Source organism: Bradyrhizobium sp. 155 (assembly GCF_023101105.1).
Lineage (GTDB): Bacteria > Pseudomonadota > Alphaproteobacteria > Rhizobiales > Xanthobacteraceae > Bradyrhizobium > Bradyrhizobium canariense_D.
The window spans coordinates 160236-177156 of record NZ_CP064704.1 but is presented as its reverse complement, the minus strand read 5'-3'; the positions used below and the strand labels follow the sequence as shown (position 1 = coordinate 177156).

The window sequence follows — 16921 nt, the reverse complement described above, 5'->3', positions numbered from 1 at the left end:
TCCCCGGCAGAGGACCAGCGCGACAGGCACCATTTACCCTATTTGCTGCGAAACTTCGCCCGGAAAATTACGAAGGTGTGAATCAAGATTTCAATTTTTCGGCAAGCGTGTGGCCGAGGCGCGCGGGAGATGGCGACACTGTAATTCCAGCCGATTTCATCGCGTCGGTCTTGGAACCGGCGTCGCCCTTGCCGCCCGAAATGATCGCACCGGCGTGGCCCATGCGACGGCCGGGAGGGGCCGTGACACCGGCGATGAAACCGACCATCGGCTTCTTGCGGCCGCGCTTGGCCTCGTCCTTGAGGAACTGGGCGGCGTCCTCCTCGGCGGAACCGCCGATCTCGCCGATCATGATGATCGACTCGGTCTTGGGGTCGCCGAGCAGCATTTCCAGCACGTCGATAAACTCGGTTCCCTTGACCGGGTCGCCGCCGATGCCGACCGCGGTGGTCTGGCCGAGGCCTTCCTGGGTGGTCTGGAACACGGCTTCGTAGGTCAGCGTGCCGGAGCGGGAGACGATGCCGACGCTGCCGGTCTTGAAGATGTTGGCTGGCATGATGCCGATCTTGCACTCGCCGGCGGTCATGACGCCCGGGCAGTTCGGCCCGATCAGGCGCGACTTGGAGCCGGCCAGCGAACGCTTCACCCTGACCATGTCGATGACCGGGATACCTTCCGTGATGCAGACGATCAGCGGGATCTCGGCGTCGATGGCTTCGCAGATCGCATCGGCCGCGCCCGGCGGCGGCACATAGATCACCGATGCATCGGCACCGGTCTTCTCACGCGCCTCGCGCACGGTGTCGAACACCGGCAGCCCCAGATGCGTCGCGCCGCCTTTGCCGGGCGAGGTGCCGCCGACCATCTTGGTGCCATAGGCAATCGCGGCCTCCGAATGGAAGGTGCCGTTCTTGCCGGTAAAGCCCTGGCAGATGACCTTGGTGTTCTTGTCGATCAGGATGGACATGAGGTCTGCTTTCGCGAAACTAACGAGTGAGAGGTCAGTGGATGCGGCGGTAGACGCCGGTGAGCACGTCGGCCCAGCCTTCTGCGTCCGGCGAGAACTGGATCTTCAACGAATAGGAATCGTCGTCGATGATTTCATAGACGTGGCGCGCATTGCCGCGGAGCGAGCCGCGCACCAGCGTCAGGGTCTTGCCGACCCACCCGCCGGAGGCGGGCGAAGGCGGCGTGTAGCCGAGCGAGTCGTACCAGAACAATTTGTAGGTCCGGTCTTCGCGGTCGAAGGTGAAGATGCCGTGGGTGGCGAAGCTCTGCTTGCCGTCGCGGGTCTGGACCGAGTCCTGGATCAGATAGAAGCCATTGAGATCCATGTGGGCCACGACGCGAGAAGTCGCCGTTCCACCCTCCGTCCAGCGCGACGGAAAGACCACCTCTTCGCCATTCCATTCACCGGCGAACGCGGCAAGACGCGCGTGCTCCGGCAGCGGGGATGATGCAGCGAGATGGTCCTGAGTCATGGCCTCAGCCTCCCTTGACGGCCTTCACGATCTTCTGCGCGGCGTCGTCGAGATTGTCGGCCGGCACCACGTTCAGGCCGGATTCACGAATGATCTTTTTGCCCAGCTCGACATTGGTGCCTTCGAGGCGAACCACCAGCGGCACGCTGAGGCCGACTTCACGCACGGCGGCCGTGACGCCCTCGGCGATCACGTCGCACTTCATGATGCCACCGAAGATGTTGACCAGGATGCCCTTCACGTTGGGATCCGCGGTGATGATCTTGAAGGCGGCCGCGACCTTTTCCTTGCTGGCGCTGCCGCCGACGTCGAGGAAGTTCGCCGGCGCCATGCCGTAGAGCTTGATGATGTCCATCGTCGCCATCGCGAGACCGGCGCCGTTGACCATGCAGCCGATATTGCCGTCGAGGGTGACGTAGTTGAGGTCGTATTTGGACGCCTCGATTTCCTTGGCGTCTTCCTCGGTCTCGTCGCGCAGCGCGAGCACCTCGGGGTGACGAAACAGGGCGTTGTCGTCGAACGACACCTTGGCGTCGAGCACGCGGAGCTGGCCCTGCTTGGTCACGACGAGCGGGTTGATCTCCAGCATCGACATGTCCTTCGCGACGAAGGCCGCGTAGAGCTGCGCGGTGAGCTTCTCGGCCTGCTTGGCGAGATCGCCGGAGAGTTTCAGCGCGTTCGCGACGGTGCGGCCGTGATGGCCCATGATGCCGGTCGCGGGATCGATCGAGAAGGTCACGATCTTCTCAGGCGTGTTGTGCGCGACGTCCTCGATGTTGACGCCGCCCTCAGTCGACACCACGAAGGAGACGCGGGAGGTCTCGCGGTCGACCAGGATCGAGAGGTAGAATTCCTTGTCGATGTCTGAGCCGTCCTCGATGTAGAGGCGGTTGACCTGCTTGCCGGCGGGTCCGGTCTGGATGGTGACGAGCGTTGCGCCGAGCATCTGCTTGGCGAATTCGGAAACTTCCGCGGCCGACTTGGCGATGCGGACGCCGCCCTTGTCGCCGGCCGACGCTTCCTTGAACTTGCCCTTGCCGCGGCCGCCGGCGTGGATCTGGCTCTTCACGACCCAGACCGGGCCCGGGAGTGCCTTTGCCGCCGCGTCCGCATCGGTTGCCTTCAGGACCGGAACGCCCTTCGAGATCGCGACACCGAACTCGTTCAGCAGCGCTTTGGCCTGATATTCATGGATATTCATTTAGTCGCTCCCTGAACCCGCGGGCGGTGACCTCGTAGGCCCACCTCAGTCTTGTGGCTGGCATACCATATACCACAGGAACTGCAACCCGGATTCTCTGACATCGATCTCTGGACTGCCGATCCGGAGCCCGCCCCGTCCTCTACAAGAGTTGCAGCGGGGGCCCGGAAGTGAAACCGCCGAAGACCGGTTTTTCGATCTTCGGCGGGGAATGTTGGGTTTAGCGGCCCAGAAGATCGGGCGCGATCTTCTTGCAGGCGTCAACCAGACCCTGCACTGCGCCGACCGACTTGTCGAAGGCTTCGCGGTCCTTGCCGACGAGCTCGATCTCGACGACGCGCTCGACGCCCTTGGAGCCGATCACGACGGGCACGCCGACATACATGTCCTTCACGCCGTATTCGCCGTTCAGGTAGGCGGCCGAGGCCAGCACGCGCTTCTTGTCACGCAGATAGCTCTCGGCCATCGCGATCGCGGAAGCCGCCGGAGCATAGAAGGCCGAGCCGGTCTTGAGCAGATTGACGATCTCGGCGCCGCCGTTGCGGGTGCGGTCGACGATCTCGTCGAGGCGCGCCTGCGAGGTCCAGCCCATCTTGACGAGATCGGGCAACGGGATGCCGGCGACGGTGGAGTATTTTACCAGCGGCACCATGGTGTCGCCATGGCCGCCCAGCACGAAGGCGGTGACGTCTTCGACCGAAACGTTGAACTCGTCGGCCAGGAAGTAGCGGAAGCGCGACGAATCCAGCACGCCGGCCATGCCGACGACCTTCTTGTGCGGCAGGCCGCTGGCCTTCTGCAGGGCCCAGACCATCGCGTCGAGCGGGTTGGTGATGCAGATGACGAAGGCGTCGGGAGCGTACTTCTTGATGCCGGCGCCGACCTGTTCCATGACCTTGAGGTTGATGGAGAGGAGGTCGTCGCGGCTCATGCCGGGCTTGCGCGGCACGCCGGCGGTGACGATGCAGACCTTTGCGTTGTCGAGCGCCTCGTAGGAGTTCGCGCCGGTGTAGTGCGCGTCAAAGCCGTCGACCGGCGAGGACTGCGCGATGTCGAGCGCCTTGCCCTGCGGCACGCCCTCGGCGATGTCGAACATCACCACGTCGCCCAGCTCTTTCAGGCCGATGAGATGAGCCAGCGTTCCGCCGATCTGACCGGAGCCAATCAAAGCAATCTTGTCGCGCGCCATGTGAGCCTGTCCTTTAGACACGTAAGGAGGGGAAAACTGAGACGGGTGGTTATCCCTTTCGCCTCCCCCGTTCAAGTCACGGGTTGCCCAATTGTCGGGCTTGCCGCGTATTCAAGCGCAACCTTGTCATTCCGGGGCTTGGGGAAGCGCCGAGTCCGGAATGACAGCGCTGGCAAATAGGACTTAAGTCTCGACCAAGCCCTTGGTCGAGCCGCTGGCGGTGGAATCCTTGCGGCCGTGAGGCAGCGCCAGATAGGATTCCGAGCTCATTTCGATCAGGCGCGACGCGGTGCGCTTGAACTCGTTGGCCTCGTTGCCCTCATTGGCAAGATAGAGCGAGATCGGGTTGGCATCGGCGGAGGCCATCAGCTTCACGGCATTGTCATACAGCGTGTCGATCAACGTAATGAAACGCTTGGCGGCGTTGCGCTGGGAGAAATCCATCACTGGAATATGGTCGACCAGGATGGTGTGATAGTCGTGCGCCAGCCTGAGATAGTCGGATGCCCCGAGCGGCTTGTCGCAGAGATCGGCGAACGTGAAGCGCGCCACGCCGTGGGCCGAGCACGGCACGTGCAGGATGCGGCCCTTGATCGAAATATCGCGCGACTTGCATTTGGCGCCGCCTGACATCTTCGACCAGGCGCGGTCGAGCGCGGCGTCCGCCTCGGTGTCTGCCGGCGTCAGCCACATCGGTACGCCCTGAAGTTTTTCCAGCCGGAAGTCGGTGCGCGCGTCGAGCCGCAGCACGTCCATGTGGTCGGTGATCTGCCTGATGAAGGGCAGAAACAGCGAACGGTTCAGGCCGCCCTTGTAGAGGTCGTCAGGCGCGACGTTGGAGGTCGCGACCACCACGGTGCCGAGCTCCAGCAGCTTTGCGAACAGGCGGCCCAAGATCATCGCGTCCGCGATGTCGGTGACGTGGAATTCGTCGAAACAGAGCAGCCAGCTCTCCTCGAAAATCGCATGCGCGGTCAGCGCGATGACGTCGCCGTCGCCAATCTCGCCGCGCGCGATGCCCTGGCGATAATCGTAGATGCGCTCGTGCACCTCGGCCATGAATTCGTGGAAATGGGCGCGCCTCTTGTGCTCGACTGTCGAGTGCTGGAAGAACAGATCCATCAGCATGGTCTTGCCGCGGCCGACCTCGCCATGGACGTAGAGCCCGTGCGGCGCCTCGTCCTTGTCGCTGCTGAACAGGCGGCTGAGCAGGCCCTGCTTGCGCGGCGGCTTGTAATCGGCGAGCCGCTGGTCGAGCGCGGCATAGGCGTCGGCGATTTCAGCCTGCGCAGCGTCGGGCTCGATCGCGCCGGACGCGATCTGGGCCTGATAGGCCTCGCGGAATGAGGAACTGGGGGTCGAGAGCATGCTCTTTACCGCCAGAGATGAGCGGAAATTGCAAGCCGTGAATTGGGGCGGGGCGCCATGCATTCCGTGTCCCGGACGCGCTGCGGCACGCAGTGACGCTGCGCAGAGCCGGGACCGACTGTTTCGTACAGGACCGTTCGTCTATCGCCGCGTAATGGGCCCCGGCTCTGCAGCGCACCGCTTCGCGCTGCGCAGCGTCCGGGGCACGAGAGCTTCGCTACTCACACAGCTCGTAGGCGTCCTCGACCACATACGGGCCGCCGCCGGTTGAGGCGCGGGACGAGAACAAAACAAAACGTTCGGCCGTGAATGCCTTGCTGGGAAAATAGCCACGCAGCGAGAGATAATCGGCGACGTCACGGTCGGTGGCGTCGTGCAGCCGGGCCAGCGTGACATGCGGGATGAACTTGCGGCCTTCCGGGTCGAGGCCGATCCGCTGCATCAGGCGCTCGAGCTCGGCCTGCAATTCCATCAGCGGCTTGCTCGGCACGATGGTGGCGACCACCGCGCGCGGCTTGCGTCCGCCGAAACTCTGCAAACCCTGCACCTTCACCTCGAACGGCTTACGGTCGACGCGAAACAGCATCGAGGCGATTTCGTTGGCGGACATGCCATCGATATTGCCGATGAAGCGCAGGGTGACATGGTAATTTTCGGGATCGATCCAGCGGGCGCCGGGAAGGCCGCCCCGCAAATTGGAAAGCGACTGGCCAATCTCGGCCGGAATTTCCAGACCAGTGAACAAACGCGGCATCGTTTCGCACTCCCGATGCTTGGGCATGATCCCAGGGCAAGATCATATCCAAATTTTAGAGCCGGCGACGAATCACCGGTACCCTAATTCCTATCGCAGTTGTGTGACCCTGCGAAGCATCGCGCGCCTTACTCCGGTAAAACCCTGGGAATTACGGTTAGCGCTGCCTGGTTTTCAACGCCGTTGCTCAGCGATGGTGCCAAGGAATGCCTCAACCGTAGGCAAGATATTCTTGACGATGATATCGACGCCGGCCGCGGTCGGATGAATGCCGTCGGCCTGGTTGAGCTTGGCATCGGCCGCGACACCATCGAGAAAAAACGGATAGAGCGGCACGCCGAATTTTTTCGCCAGATCCGGATAAATCGAATTGAAGCGCGCAGCATAATCCGCGCCGTAATTCGGCGGCGCCAGCATGCCGCACAGCATCACCGCGATCTTGCGCGCCTTGAGGCGCTGGACGATCTCGGTCAGCGCGGTGCGGGTCAAATCGGGATCGATGCCGCGCAACGCATCATTGGCGCCGAGCTCGATGATCACACCGTCGGTTCCGTCAGGGACCGACCAGTCGAGCCGGTCACGGCCCCCCGAGGAGGTGTCGCCGGATACCCCGGCATTGGTCATGCCGACCTCTATGCCTTTGTCTTGTAAAGCTTTTTGAAGCTTTGTGGGGAACGCTTCCTGGGCCGGGAGGCCAAGACCCGCGCTCAGGGAATCGCCGAGAACCACCAGCTTGATCGGTTTCGCCGCCTCAGCCCATGCCGGATTTGCGACGGTCATCAAAGCGAACATCAACACGGCTATGTGCATGAACAATCCGTAACGCCTCTCGACCGCGCGGGCGGAGTTGCCATATGACCGGACCATGGACACTCGCATCTCTTCCTCTTCGCTCGCCGACAGTTCGGCCGACACCATCGCCATCTCCAACGTCAATCTGTCATTGGGTACGGGCGCGGCACGCGTTCACATCCTCAAGGATATCAGCTTGCGCGTGGGCCGGAGCGAGACGATCGGCCTGATCGGCCCGTCAGGTTCGGGCAAATCCACGCTGCTGATGGTGATGGCGGGGCTGGAGTGTCCTGATAGCGGAGAGGTGGTGGTCAACGGCACGCCTTTCAATGCCCTCGACGAGGACGCACTGGCCCGCTTCCGCGGCCGCCAGGTCGGCATCGTCTTCCAGTCCTTCCATTTGATCCCGACCATGACCGCGCTGGAGAATGTCGCGGTGCCGCTCGAGCTTGCGGGCAATCCCGACGCCGCAAAGCGCGCGGCGCAGGAGCTGCAATCGGTCGGGCTCGGCGACCGTCTGCATCATTATCCGACCCAACTCTCCGGCGGCGAGCAGCAGCGCGTGGCGCTGGCCCGCGCACTGGCACCCGATCCAGCGATCCTCGTCGCCGACGAGCCGACCGGCAATCTCGACGAAGCCACGGGACAACAGATCGTCGACCTCCTGTTCAGCAAGCATGCCGAGCGCGGCATGACGCTGGTGCTGGTCACGCACGATTCTTCGCTCGCGCAGCGCTGCGATCGCGTGATCCGCCTCCGTTCGGGGCGCATCGACACGCAGTCGGCGCCGGCATGAGTGCTGCTGCCGCACCGTTTGCGAAGCCCAACGGCGTCGCGCTGTCGCTGCGTTACGCGCTGCGCGAATTGCGCGGCGGCCTGCGCGGCTTCTACGTCTTCATTGCCTGCATCGCGCTCGGCGTGATGGCCATCGCTGGCGTCGGCTCGGTCTCGGCGAGCCTGAGCGACGGCCTCGCCCGCGAAGGCCGTACGCTGCTCGGCGGCGACGTGTCGTTCGTCCTGTTTCAGCGCGAGGCGAAGCCGGAGGAAGTCGCCTTCCTGCGTTCGCGCGGCACCGTCTCGAGCGCCGCCACACTGCGCGGCATGGCGCGCTCGGCCGAGGGCAAGCTGGCCCTGGTCGAGATGAAGGCGGTCGACGACACCTATCCGATGCTGGGCCAGCTGACGCTGGCGCCGCCGCTGCCGATGTCCGAGTTGCTCGCGGAGCGCGACGGCGCGTTCGGCGCGGCCGCCGATCCGACACTGCTGGCGCGGCTGTCGCTCAAGACCGGCGATCGCGTCACCGTCGGGGCTGCGACGTTCCAGATCCGCAGCGCCGTCGAAGCCGAGCCCGACAAGCTCGCAGGCGGCATCGGCTTCGGCCCGCGCTTCCTGATCAGCGAAGCGGGCCTGCGCGCGACAGGGCTCGTCCAACCCGGCAGCCTGGTGCGCTGGGTCTATCGTGTGAAGCTGCCGGAGATCGCCAACAACGAGCGCGCCACCGACGCCTTCATCGCGGACGCCCGCAACGCCGCGCCGCAGGCCGGCTGGGAGGTCCGCAGCCGCTCCAATGCCTCGCCGCAGCTCGAGCGCAACATCAACCGCTTCACGCAGTTCCTGACGCTGGTCGGCCTCGCCGCGCTGCTGGTCGGCGGCGTCGGCGTTGCCAATGCCGTCAAGGCCCATATCGACCACAAGCTCGAGGTGATCGCGGCCTTCAAGGCCGTCGGCGCCACCGGGCGCGACGTGTTCGGCATCTATCTCGCCCAGGTTCTCCTGCTCGCCGCGATCGGCTCAGTGATCGGCCTCGCACTAGGCGCCGCCATGCCGTTCGCGATCGTCGGCCTATTCGGCAAGCTGCTGCCCCTGCCGGTGGTGCCGGCGGTGCATGCCGACGAGCTCGCGCTGTCGTTCGTCTACGGGCTGCTCACGGCGCTTGCCTTCGGCCTGTGGCCGCTCGGGCGAGTGCACGACGTGCCGGTGGCGGCGCTGTTCCGCGACACCATCAGCTCCGAATGGCATCGGCCACGCTGGAGCTATCTCGTCTTCATGGCCGTCGTGATCGCGCTGCTCATCGCGGTCGTGATCGGGCTGTCCTTCGACAAGCGCATCGCCGCGGTGTTCGTGGCCTCCTCCGTGGTCGTGTTCGCGCTGCTCCGCGGCATTGCCGCCCTGCTGATGACGATCGCACGGCGGCTGCCGCGCACGCGATGGCCGATGCTGCGACTTGCGATTGCCAACATCCACCGGCCGGGCGCGCTGACGCCCTCGGTCGTGCTGTCGCTCGGGCTCGGGCTCGCCGTGCTCGTCACCATCACCCAGATCGACGGCAATCTGCGCCGGCAGTTCCTGGCGGCGCTGCCCGAGCACGCGCCATCGTTCTTCTTCATCGACATTCCGAGCACGCAGGCCGAGCAGTTCGACACATACCTGCGCCAGATCGCCCCTGGCGCGAAAGTCGACGACGTGCCGATGCTGCGCGGACGGATCGTCGGAGCCCGTGGTGTCCGCGCCGAGGAGCTCAAGCCCAGCACCGATTCCGAGTGGGTGCTGCAGAGCGACCGCGGCCTGACCTATACCGCCGAGCTGCCGAAGGGCTCCAAGGTGGTCGAGGGCGAGTGGTGGAGCGCCGATTATTCCGGCCCGCCGCTGGTTTCGATGGAGAAGAAGATCGCGGACGGACTCGGCCTCAAGGTCGGCGACGAGGTCGTGGTCAATATCCTCGGCCGCGACATCCCCGCGAAGATCAGCAATCTGCGCAGCATCGACTGGCAGGGCCTCGGCATCAATTTCGTCCTCGTGTTCTCGCCGAACGCATTCAAGGGCGCGCCGCACACCCACATCGCGACGCTGACGGAAGCCGGCGGCGATGCGGCCGGCGACGGCAAGATCATCAAGGAGGTCGCTGACGCCTATCCGATGGTGACGAGCGTGCGCGTGCGCGAGGTGATGGAGACGGTCGGCTCGGTCGTGACCAACCTGGCGCTGGCGATCCGCGGCGCCAGCGCGGTGACCCTGATCTCGGCGATCCTGGTGCTCGGCGGCGCGCTCGCCGCCGGCCATCGCCACCGGGTCTACGATGCGGTGATCCTCAAGACCCTGGGCGCGACCCGGCTGCGGCTGCTCGGCGCCTATGCGCTCGAATACCTCCTGATCGGGCTTGCCACCGCGGTCTTCGGCGTTTTCGCCGGCAGCGTCGCGGCCTGGATGATCGTGACCCGGCTGATGACCCTCACTTTCGTCTGGCAGGGCGGCAGCGCAGCCGGCGTGGTCGCGGCTGCCTTGGTCGTCACGGTCGGCCTCGGGCTCGCCGGCACCCTGCTGGCGTTGAACAAAAAGCCCGCCACGGTGTTGCGGAATTTGTGACAAATGGTAGCGGGCGGCGGCACGGGAGCGAAATCGCACGATTCCAGCGATTAACCACGTCCGCTCGTCTGGATTGCAGGTAAGGGCGACATTCAGCCGCGCGTGGACGGTTGCAGCGAATGTGTTAGTTTCCCACATATCGAATGGGTTCGGAGCCCCGATTGTTAGCCAAAATTTAGTCGGCAGACATCGGTATCCGAGATAGAATTTGACGAACCGGCGGCATGGCGACCCTCATGCCGGACCGGACCAACCAACGGGAATTCGACCATGTCGGACCTAGACCGCAATTACGCTTCTCCTTTCGGCAGGGCCGCCGGGCGTGTTGACGCCGCGACGGTCGATGCCGGCCTGCGCGCCTACATGCTGCGCATCTACAACTACATGAGCATCGGCCTGGCCATCACCGGCCTTGCCGCCCTCGGCGTCTACATGGCCGCCGTGACGGACGTTCCGACCCCGGAAGCCGTGCGGGTCGGCAAGCTGTTCCTGACGCCGTTCGGCTACGCGATGTTCGTCAGCCCCCTGAAGTGGCTGTTCATGCTCGCGCCGCTCGCCATGGTGTTCGTGATCTCGGCAGGCATCAACCGGCTCGCTCCTTCGACCGCCCAGATCCTGTTCTGGGTGTTCGCGGCACTGATGGGCGTCTCGCTGTCCTCGATCTTCCTGGTGTTCACGCACACCTCGATCGTCCGGGTGTTCTTCATCACCGCGGCGACTTTCGGCGCGCTCAGCCTCTACGGTTACACCACCAAGCGTGACATGAGCGGAATGGGTTCGTTCCTGTTCATGGGCCTGATCGGCATCGTCATCGCGAGCCTGGTGAACCTGTTCCTGGCGAGCTCGGTGCTGCAGTTCGTCGTGTCGGTGGTCGGCGTGCTGGTGTTCGCGGGCCTCACCGCCTGGGATACCCAGCGGCTGAAGAACGACTACATCTACGGTTACGCTTCGGCCGGCGGTGACATCGCAGAGCGTGCGGCCATCACCGGCGCGCTGTCGCTGTACCTGAACTTCATCAACTTGTTCACGCTGCTCCTGCAGCTCCTCGGCCAGCGCGACTAAGCGCCAGCCCAGAGTGGACGACAGCAACCCCCGGCCGAGAGGCCGGGGTTTTTGTTTGGGGCGAGCCTCTCAACACCCACCGTCATTGCGAGCGCAGCGAAGCAATCCAGAGTCCCTCCGCTGGTGCATTTCTGGATTGCTTCGTCGCAAGGGCTCCTCGCAAGGACGGAGTATGAGGAAGCACGGTTGCCTCTTCCAGCCGCCCCGGGAAGGCTCTAATCTTGCGGCATGTCCGCACCCGATATCAGGCCCACCACCGAGGCCGACCTCCCCGCCATCACGGCCATCTATCGGCAGGCTGTCCGCGAGGGCACCGCGACGTTCGAGCTGGAGCCGCCCGACCTTGCCGAGATGACGCGCCGCTACCGCACGCTGATCGACGGCGGCTACCCCTATTTCGTCGCCATCCTCGACGGGCGCGTCGCCGGCTACGCCTATGCCGGTGCCTACCGGCCCCGCCCGGCCTACCGCTTCACGGTCGAGAACTCGATCTATCTCGATCCATCCTTCCACCGCCGCGGCATCGGGGCGCTCCTGCTGGAGCGGCTGATCGTCGAATGCGAGGCACGCGGCTTCCGTCAGATGATCGCGGTAATTGGGGATTCCACCAATGCCGGCTCGATCGGCGTGCACACCAGGGCCGGCTTCAAAATGATCGGCACGCATCCCAGCGTCGGGCTGAAATTCGGCCGCTGGCTGGACACGGTAATGATGCAGCGGAGCCTCGGCGAGGGCGCCAAGAGCGTGCCGGGGAAGTAAGGCCCGTAGCCCGGGTGAGCGAAGCGATACCCGGGAACGCTGCAAGCAAAGACCCGGATGTCGCTACGCTCATCCGGGCTACTGGATCCCTGCTACACCACCGCCAATTTGCGATCGATCACCAGGAGCACGCGCTCCAGTTCGTGGCCGCGGCGCAGGATCAAGCCCGTCGCCGAGATCACGCTGTACATGCCCTGCTTGCGCGCGAGGCGCGGATCCTTCTCGATACGATAGATCGGCACTTCCGAGGCGCGGCGAAAGACCGAGAACACAGCGCGATCCCTGAGGAAGTCGATGGCATAGTCGCGCCACTCGCCTTCGGCAACCATCCGGCCGTAGAGATTGAGAATACGGTGCAGCTCGAGCCGGTTGAACGTCACGCGGCTCAGTTGCGCATTCGAAGCGGCGGGGCGCGCCGCCGCACGCTGTTCGCTCGGATCGGTATCCTCCGACAGACTCATAGGCCGCCTCCTGTCGCATCAGCATGACCGCGTCCGCGAAGACCGTCCCTCGACCGCGGATCATGACGGTTGCATGATTGCGCCAACTGTTCCCCACCGCAAGGGCCCTTGGAAGGACCTTGGAATCGGAGCCAATCCGCCCACACGCAGCGGTGGAACTCTGTCGCGGCAAACCGTCACGGGATCGTTAGCAGGAATCATAGTGTCGCCGCTTTTCCGCCAAGCGACTGCCGCCCTGCGTTGCGAAAAGACCTATGTGCGTTGACCCGGTCCTTTCGGTTCCGGATTCCTCAGCCCCCAGCCCCCCGGGGCCGTCAGGATCGGGTCTGTTCGCACGACAAGGAGGGCCAACGCGAGTTGGTCCTTTTTTGTTTGAGTCGAATTGTTTGGGTCGGGATGTTTCTGCCTCGACGGATATCTCAGCATCTCAGCAAAAACCCTTTCCCCTCATCCTGAGGAGCCGCGAAGCGGCGTCTCGAAGGATCGAGGCCGAGCTGCCTCAGCAGGGCCTGCATGGTTCGAGACGGCGCTGACGCGCCTCCTCACCATGAGGATTGAGAGTGTGCTTGAGTCGGACGATTCGAAGTGCGCGTCAGTGCAGCGACGTGTACGCCGCGCCCAGCATCGGGCCCGGTCTCTCCCGGCTGCCGTCCTGGACATAGACCACGGCACCGTCGACGCCGTCACGCGTGAGGTTCTCGATCGGCACCGTCCAGCTTTCCGGGCGGCCGGTCCAGTCGCCGACCTTCAGCAGGTTGCGCACCACGTTGTGATAGATCACTTGCTGTCCGCGATTTTCGCCGCGACTGATCGCGATCGGCACCGACCTCGCAATCGAGCAGATCCAGACCTCGCCGTGGGACGCCGTCGGCTCCTTGCTCGCGGCCACCGAGACGTTGATCTGCTTGCCCGCGAGCGACATCGTCACCGGCACGCTCATCACACCAGTGCCCGTCTCGGTTTTGCCGATGGCGCTTTCGATGCCGGTGCGGTCGCTGCCGACGACATGCGTGGAGCCGTTGACCACGACCTGCGGCGTGTAGACTTCGCGGTCGCCGCGCATGCGCGAATACGCACGCTGCCGTGCAGAGAAGCGCGAATCGGCCAATGTGTCCTTCCAGCCGAGATAGTCCCAATAGTCGATCGGCATGCTCAGCGCGATGATCGAGGGATCGCGGGCGAGGTCGCCGATGATCTTGTCGGCCGGCGGGCAGGAGGAGCAGCCCTGCGAGGTAAACAACTCGACAACGGCGCGGGGATCAGCCTCGGCAGGGCGGATGACGGCGACGATTGCACAGAGACCAAGAGCTCCCGACCAGAGGGCACCGGACCAGCGTGAAACCAGATGAGAAGCCGTCATTGTTGTCATGTCGAACGCCGCACACCATTGCTCGTGAGAGGGAAATCTTACCGCCGGATGGTCACCGTAATCTTACGGGCCTCACACATTTGTTGTCCGTCCAAGAACCGTACAAGGGGAGGTTCTGTGCCGGGCGGGCCCATCTGAAGCCTGCCGCAAACGCGTGAAGGCGGCCTTGTGATAGGCCGCCTTCGTGTAACCTACTACTCACTTCGCAGTGAGCCACCGTTCACAAATCCGCGCTTACGCCGCGAGCTTGCGTAGCACGTAGTGCAGGATGCCGCCGTTGCGGTAGTATTCGAGTTCGTCCAGCGTATCGATGCGGCAGAGCAGCGAAACGCGCTGCAGCGAACCGTCGCCGGAGACGATCTCCGCGGTCAGCTTCTGGCGCGGCTTGAGGTCGCCAACGAGGCCGCGCAGCGTGACCTTCTCGTCGCCCTTCAGACCGAGCGACGACCAGGAGGTGCCGTCCTCGAAGGTCAGCGGCAGCACGCCCATACCGACCAAATTGGAGCGGTGGATGCGCTCGAAGCTCTGGCAGATCACGGCGCGCACGCCGAGCAGACGGGTGCCCTTCGCGGCCCAGTCGCGCGAGGAGCCGTTGCCGTATTCGGCGCCGGCGAACACCACCAGCGGCACCTGCTCCTGCTGGTACTTCATCGCGGCGTCGTAGATCGACATCTGCTCGCCGTCGGGCCAGTGCTTGGTGAGACCGCCTTCCGGAATATTGCCGTCGGCGCCCTTCAGCATGAAGTTCTTGATGCGGATATTGGCGAAGGTGCCGCGCATCATGACTTCGTGGTTGCCGCGCCGCGTGCCGTACTGGTTGAAGTCGGCCGGACGCACCTGGTGCTCGCTGAGATATTTGCCGGCGGGCGAGGTGAGCTTGATCGAACCGGCCGGCGAGATGTGGTCGGTGGTGATCTTGTCGCCGAACATGGCGAGGATGCGGGCCTCGACGATGTCGGTGACCGGCTCCGGCTCCTTCTTCATGCCTTCGAAATAGGGCGGGTTCTGCACATAGGTCGAACTCATGTTCCAGCGATAGGTTTCGCTCTCGACCGTCTTGATCTTGCGCCAGTTGGTGTCGCCCTTGAACACGTCGGCATACTTCTTCTTGAAGATCGACGCGGTCACGAACTTCTTCATGAAGGCGTTGATCTCCTTGGTCGTCGGCCAGATGTCCTTGAGGTAGACCGGCTTGCCGTCCTTGCCTTCACCGAGCGGCTCGACGGCGAGGTTCTTGGTGACGGTGCCCGCGAGCGCGTGGGCGACCACGAGCGGCGGCGAAGCCAGATAGTTCGCCTGCACGTCCGGTGAGACGCGGCCTTCGAAGTTGCGATTGCCGGAGAGCACCGCAGCCGCGACGATGCCGTTGTCGTTGATCGACTTCGAGATCTCCTCGGGCAGCGGACCTGAATTACCGATGCAGGTGGTGCAGCCGAAACCGACCAGGTTGAAGCCGACCTTGTCGAGATCGGCCTGGAGACCGGAATCGGCAAGATAGGCCGCCACCACCTGGCTGCCCGGGGCGAGCGAGGTCTTCACCCACGGCTTTGCCTTGAGGCCCTTCGCGGCGGCGTTGCGCGCCAGAAGACCGGCGCCGATCAGCACGCTCGGGTTCGAGGTGTTGGTGCAGGAGGTGATCGCGGCGATCACGACGTCGCCATGGCCGATGTCGAAGTTCTTGCCGTCGACGGCGAAGCGCTTCCCCGGCTCCTCGGCCTTCTTGTATTCGCTGGCGAGCGCGAGCGAAAAGCCCTCGGCCACGGACGGCAGCGCAATGCGGCCTTCGGGGCGCTTCGGGCCGGCCATCGAGGGCACGACATCACCGAGGTCGAGCGTCAGCGTTTCCGTGAACACCGGATCGGGCGACTTGGCGGTACGGAACAGCCCTTGCGCCTTCGCATAGGCCTGCACCAGCGCGACGCGCGCCGAGGCGCGGCCGGAGGTCTTGAGATAATCCAGTGCGGCGGCATCGACCGGGAAGAAGCCGCAGGTCGCGCCATATTCGGGCGCCATGTTGGCGATGGTTGCCTTGTCTGCGACCGAGAGATGGTCGAGGCCGGGGCCGAAGAACTCCACGAACTTGCCGACGACGCCGAGCTTGCGCAGCATCTGCGTCACCGTCAGCACCAGGTCGGTCGCGGTGACGCCTTCCTTCATCGCGCCCTTCAGCTTGAAGCCGACGACGTTGGGCAGCAGCATCGACAGCGGCTGGCCGAGCATGCAGGCTTCCGCCTCGATGCCGCCGACACCCCAGCCGAGCACGGCAAGGCCGTTGACCATGGTGGTGTGGGAATCGGTGCCAACCAGCGAGTCGGGATACGCGACCTCGAAGGTGCCGGTCTTCTTGCCGACCGTCATCTTCTCCTTCTTGGTCCACACCGTCTGGGAGAGATATTCGAGATTGACCTGGTGGCAGATGCCGGTGCCGGGCGGCACGACGGAGAAGTTCGAGAACGCCTTCTGGCCCCATTTCAGGAACTCGTAGCGCTCCTGGTTCTGCTTGTATTCCTCGGTGACGTTCTTGCCGAAGGCCTTGTTGTCCCCGAAGAAGTTCACGATCACGGAGTGGTCGATGACGAGATCGACCGGCACCAGCGGATTGATCTTCTCGGCGTCGCCCCCGAGCTTCTGCATCGCGTTGCGCATCGCGGCGAGATCGACCACGGCGGGCACGCCGGTGAAGTCCTGCATCAGCACGCGCGCCGGGCGGAAGGCGATCTCATGCTCCAGCGACTTCTTGCGCAGCCACTTCGACACCGCGACGATGTCTTCCTTCTTGACCGAGCGGCCGTCCTCGTTGCGGAGCAGGTTCTCGAGCAAAACCTTCATCGAGTAGGGGAGTTTCGAAATTCCCTTCAGACCATTCTTCTCGGCCGTGGGCAGGCTGTAATAGACATAGGTCTTGGCGCCGACCTTGAGGGTCTTTTTGCATTTGAAGCTGTCGAGCGAGGTCATGTAGGAAATCCCAATTGTCAGTTATACCCGGCAGGGTATTTTAACACCGTCAGCGTAGGCAGGCTGAGTCACTTGCAGGGGCAGGTTGAGTGCCGCATCAGGTAGTTCCGGGCTTATAGAAGCTTTCTAACCGCGCCGCCACAGCCACAATCGTGCCGCGGCAATCC

Annotated in this window: 14 protein-coding genes; 4 read left to right on the top strand and 10 right to left on the bottom strand. The window is 64.0% G+C overall.

All coding sequences use genetic code 11. The features are described 5' to 3' along the window. Positions 1 to 82 precede the first annotated feature (82 nt). The 7 genes from sucD to IVA93_RS00845 form a co-directional block, all read right to left on the bottom strand. Positions 83 to 967 (bottom strand): succinate--CoA ligase subunit alpha, encoded by an 885-nt coding sequence (gene sucD, locus IVA93_RS00875; RefSeq protein WP_018459831.1) that lies wholly within the window; start codon positions 965 to 967, stop codon positions 83 to 85. Positions 968 to 1001: 34 nt separating this feature from the next. Further along, positions 1002 to 1481: a DUF1579 family protein gene (locus IVA93_RS00870; protein WP_007604324.1), complete on the bottom strand. Its 480-nt coding sequence runs from the start codon at positions 1479 to 1481 to the stop codon at positions 1002 to 1004. Positions 1482 to 1485: 4 nt separating this feature from the next. Beyond that, positions 1486 to 2682, bottom strand: a complete 1197-nt coding sequence (gene sucC, locus IVA93_RS00865) for an ADP-forming succinate--CoA ligase subunit beta (protein WP_018459829.1) — start codon at positions 2680 to 2682, stop codon at positions 1486 to 1488. Positions 2683 to 2902: 220 nt separating this feature from the next. Beyond that, the gene (mdh, locus tag IVA93_RS00860) at positions 2903 to 3871 is read right to left on the bottom strand and encodes a malate dehydrogenase (RefSeq protein ID WP_007598869.1); all 969 of its coding nucleotides are present in this window, start codon (positions 3869 to 3871) and stop codon (positions 2903 to 2905) included. Between the two features lie 183 nt (positions 3872 to 4054). After that, positions 4055 to 5239: a cell division protein ZapE gene (gene zapE / locus IVA93_RS00855; RefSeq protein WP_085348694.1), complete on the bottom strand. Its 1185-nt coding sequence runs from the start codon at positions 5237 to 5239 to the stop codon at positions 4055 to 4057. 217 nt (positions 5240 to 5456) lie between these two features. Then, positions 5457 to 5993, bottom strand: a complete 537-nt coding sequence (thpR, locus tag IVA93_RS00850) for an RNA 2',3'-cyclic phosphodiesterase (RefSeq protein WP_007598862.1) — start codon at positions 5991 to 5993, stop codon at positions 5457 to 5459. Positions 5994 to 6167: 174 nt separating this feature from the next. Next, positions 6168 to 6803, bottom strand: a complete 636-nt coding sequence (locus IVA93_RS00845) for an arylesterase (protein WP_026233885.1) — start codon at positions 6801 to 6803, stop codon at positions 6168 to 6170. Between the two features lie 55 nt (positions 6804 to 6858). Here IVA93_RS00845 and IVA93_RS00840 point away from each other — a divergent pair, with 55 nt between their 5' ends. The 4 genes from IVA93_RS00840 (at position 6859) to IVA93_RS00825 (ending at position 11969) form a co-directional block, all read left to right on the top strand. Next, positions 6859 to 7581: an ABC transporter ATP-binding protein gene (locus tag IVA93_RS00840; protein ID WP_247789617.1), complete on the top strand. Its 723-nt coding sequence runs from the start codon at positions 6859 to 6861 to the stop codon at positions 7579 to 7581. Beyond that, positions 7578 to 10148, top strand: a complete 2571-nt coding sequence (locus tag IVA93_RS00835; RefSeq protein WP_018459824.1) for an ABC transporter permease — start codon at positions 7578 to 7580, stop codon at positions 10146 to 10148. Before IVA93_RS00840 ends, IVA93_RS00835 begins: the two co-directional genes overlap by 4 nt. A 270-nt stretch (positions 10149 to 10418) precedes the next feature. After that, a complete protein-coding gene (locus IVA93_RS00830; RefSeq protein ID WP_007598855.1) occupies positions 10419 to 11210 on the top strand; it encodes a Bax inhibitor-1/YccA family protein in 792 nt (263 codons plus the stop codon). A gap of 228 nt (positions 11211 to 11438) precedes the next feature. After that, positions 11439 to 11969 (top strand): GNAT family N-acetyltransferase, encoded by a 531-nt coding sequence (locus IVA93_RS00825; RefSeq protein ID WP_018459823.1) that lies wholly within the window; start codon positions 11439 to 11441, stop codon positions 11967 to 11969. A 92-nt stretch (positions 11970 to 12061) separates the two neighbouring features. Here the strand turns inward: IVA93_RS00825 and IVA93_RS00820 are convergent, their stop codons facing one another. The 3 genes from IVA93_RS00820 to acnA all read right to left on the bottom strand — a co-directional run bounded on the left by IVA93_RS00820 (position 12062) and on the right by acnA (position 16754). After that, on the bottom strand, positions 12062 to 12430 hold the full coding sequence (locus IVA93_RS00820) for a DUF2794 domain-containing protein (protein ID WP_018459822.1): 369 nt from the start codon (positions 12428 to 12430) through the stop codon (positions 12062 to 12064). A gap of 592 nt (positions 12431 to 13022) precedes the next feature. Further along, positions 13023 to 13799 carry a DUF1223 domain-containing protein gene (locus IVA93_RS00815; RefSeq protein WP_026233884.1) on the bottom strand — a complete coding sequence of 259 codons (777 nt, stop codon included), beginning with the start codon at positions 13797 to 13799 and terminating at the stop codon, positions 13023 to 13025. A gap of 234 nt (positions 13800 to 14033) precedes the next feature. After that, positions 14034 to 16754: an aconitate hydratase AcnA gene (gene acnA, locus IVA93_RS00810; protein ID WP_018459820.1), complete on the bottom strand. Its 2721-nt coding sequence runs from the start codon at positions 16752 to 16754 to the stop codon at positions 14034 to 14036. Between the last annotated feature and the right edge of the window lie 167 nt (positions 16755 to 16921).

Bases quoted from the DNA above. Each gene is read 5' to 3' on its own strand.
- sucD (WP_018459831.1), bottom strand. From the start codon at position 967: ATGTCCATCCTGATCGACAAGAACACCAAGGTCATCTGCCAGGGCTTT.
- IVA93_RS00870 (WP_007604324.1), bottom strand. From the start codon at position 1,481: ATGACTCAGGACCATCTCGCTGCATCATCCCCGCTGCCGGAGCACGCG.
- sucC (WP_018459829.1), bottom strand. From the start codon at position 2,682: ATGAATATCCATGAATATCAGGCCAAAGCGCTGCTGAACGAGTTCGGT.
- mdh (WP_007598869.1), bottom strand. From the start codon at position 3,871: ATGGCGCGCGACAAGATTGCTTTGATTGGCTCCGGTCAGATCGGCGGA.
- zapE (WP_085348694.1), bottom strand. From the start codon at position 5,239: ATGCTCTCGACCCCCAGTTCCTCATTCCGCGAGGCCTATCAGGCCCAG.
- thpR (WP_007598862.1), bottom strand. From the start codon at position 5,993: ATGCCGCGTTTGTTCACTGGTCTGGAAATTCCGGCCGAGATTGGCCAG.
- IVA93_RS00845 (WP_026233885.1), bottom strand. From the start codon at position 6,803: ATGCACATAGCCGTGTTGATGTTCGCTTTGATGACCGTCGCAAATCCG.
- IVA93_RS00840 (WP_247789617.1), top strand. From the start codon at position 6,859: ATGGACACTCGCATCTCTTCCTCTTCGCTCGCCGACAGTTCGGCCGAC.
- IVA93_RS00835 (WP_018459824.1), top strand. From the start codon at position 7,578: ATGAGTGCTGCTGCCGCACCGTTTGCGAAGCCCAACGGCGTCGCGCTG.
- IVA93_RS00830 (WP_007598855.1), top strand. From the start codon at position 10,419: ATGTCGGACCTAGACCGCAATTACGCTTCTCCTTTCGGCAGGGCCGCC.
- IVA93_RS00825 (WP_018459823.1), top strand. From the start codon at position 11,439: ATGTCCGCACCCGATATCAGGCCCACCACCGAGGCCGACCTCCCCGCC.
- IVA93_RS00820 (WP_018459822.1), bottom strand. From the start codon at position 12,430: ATGAGTCTGTCGGAGGATACCGATCCGAGCGAACAGCGTGCGGCGGCG.
- IVA93_RS00815 (WP_026233884.1), bottom strand. From the start codon at position 13,799: ATGACAACAATGACGGCTTCTCATCTGGTTTCACGCTGGTCCGGTGCC.
- acnA (WP_018459820.1), bottom strand. From the start codon at position 16,754: ATGACCTCGCTCGACAGCTTCAAATGCAAAAAGACCCTCAAGGTCGGC.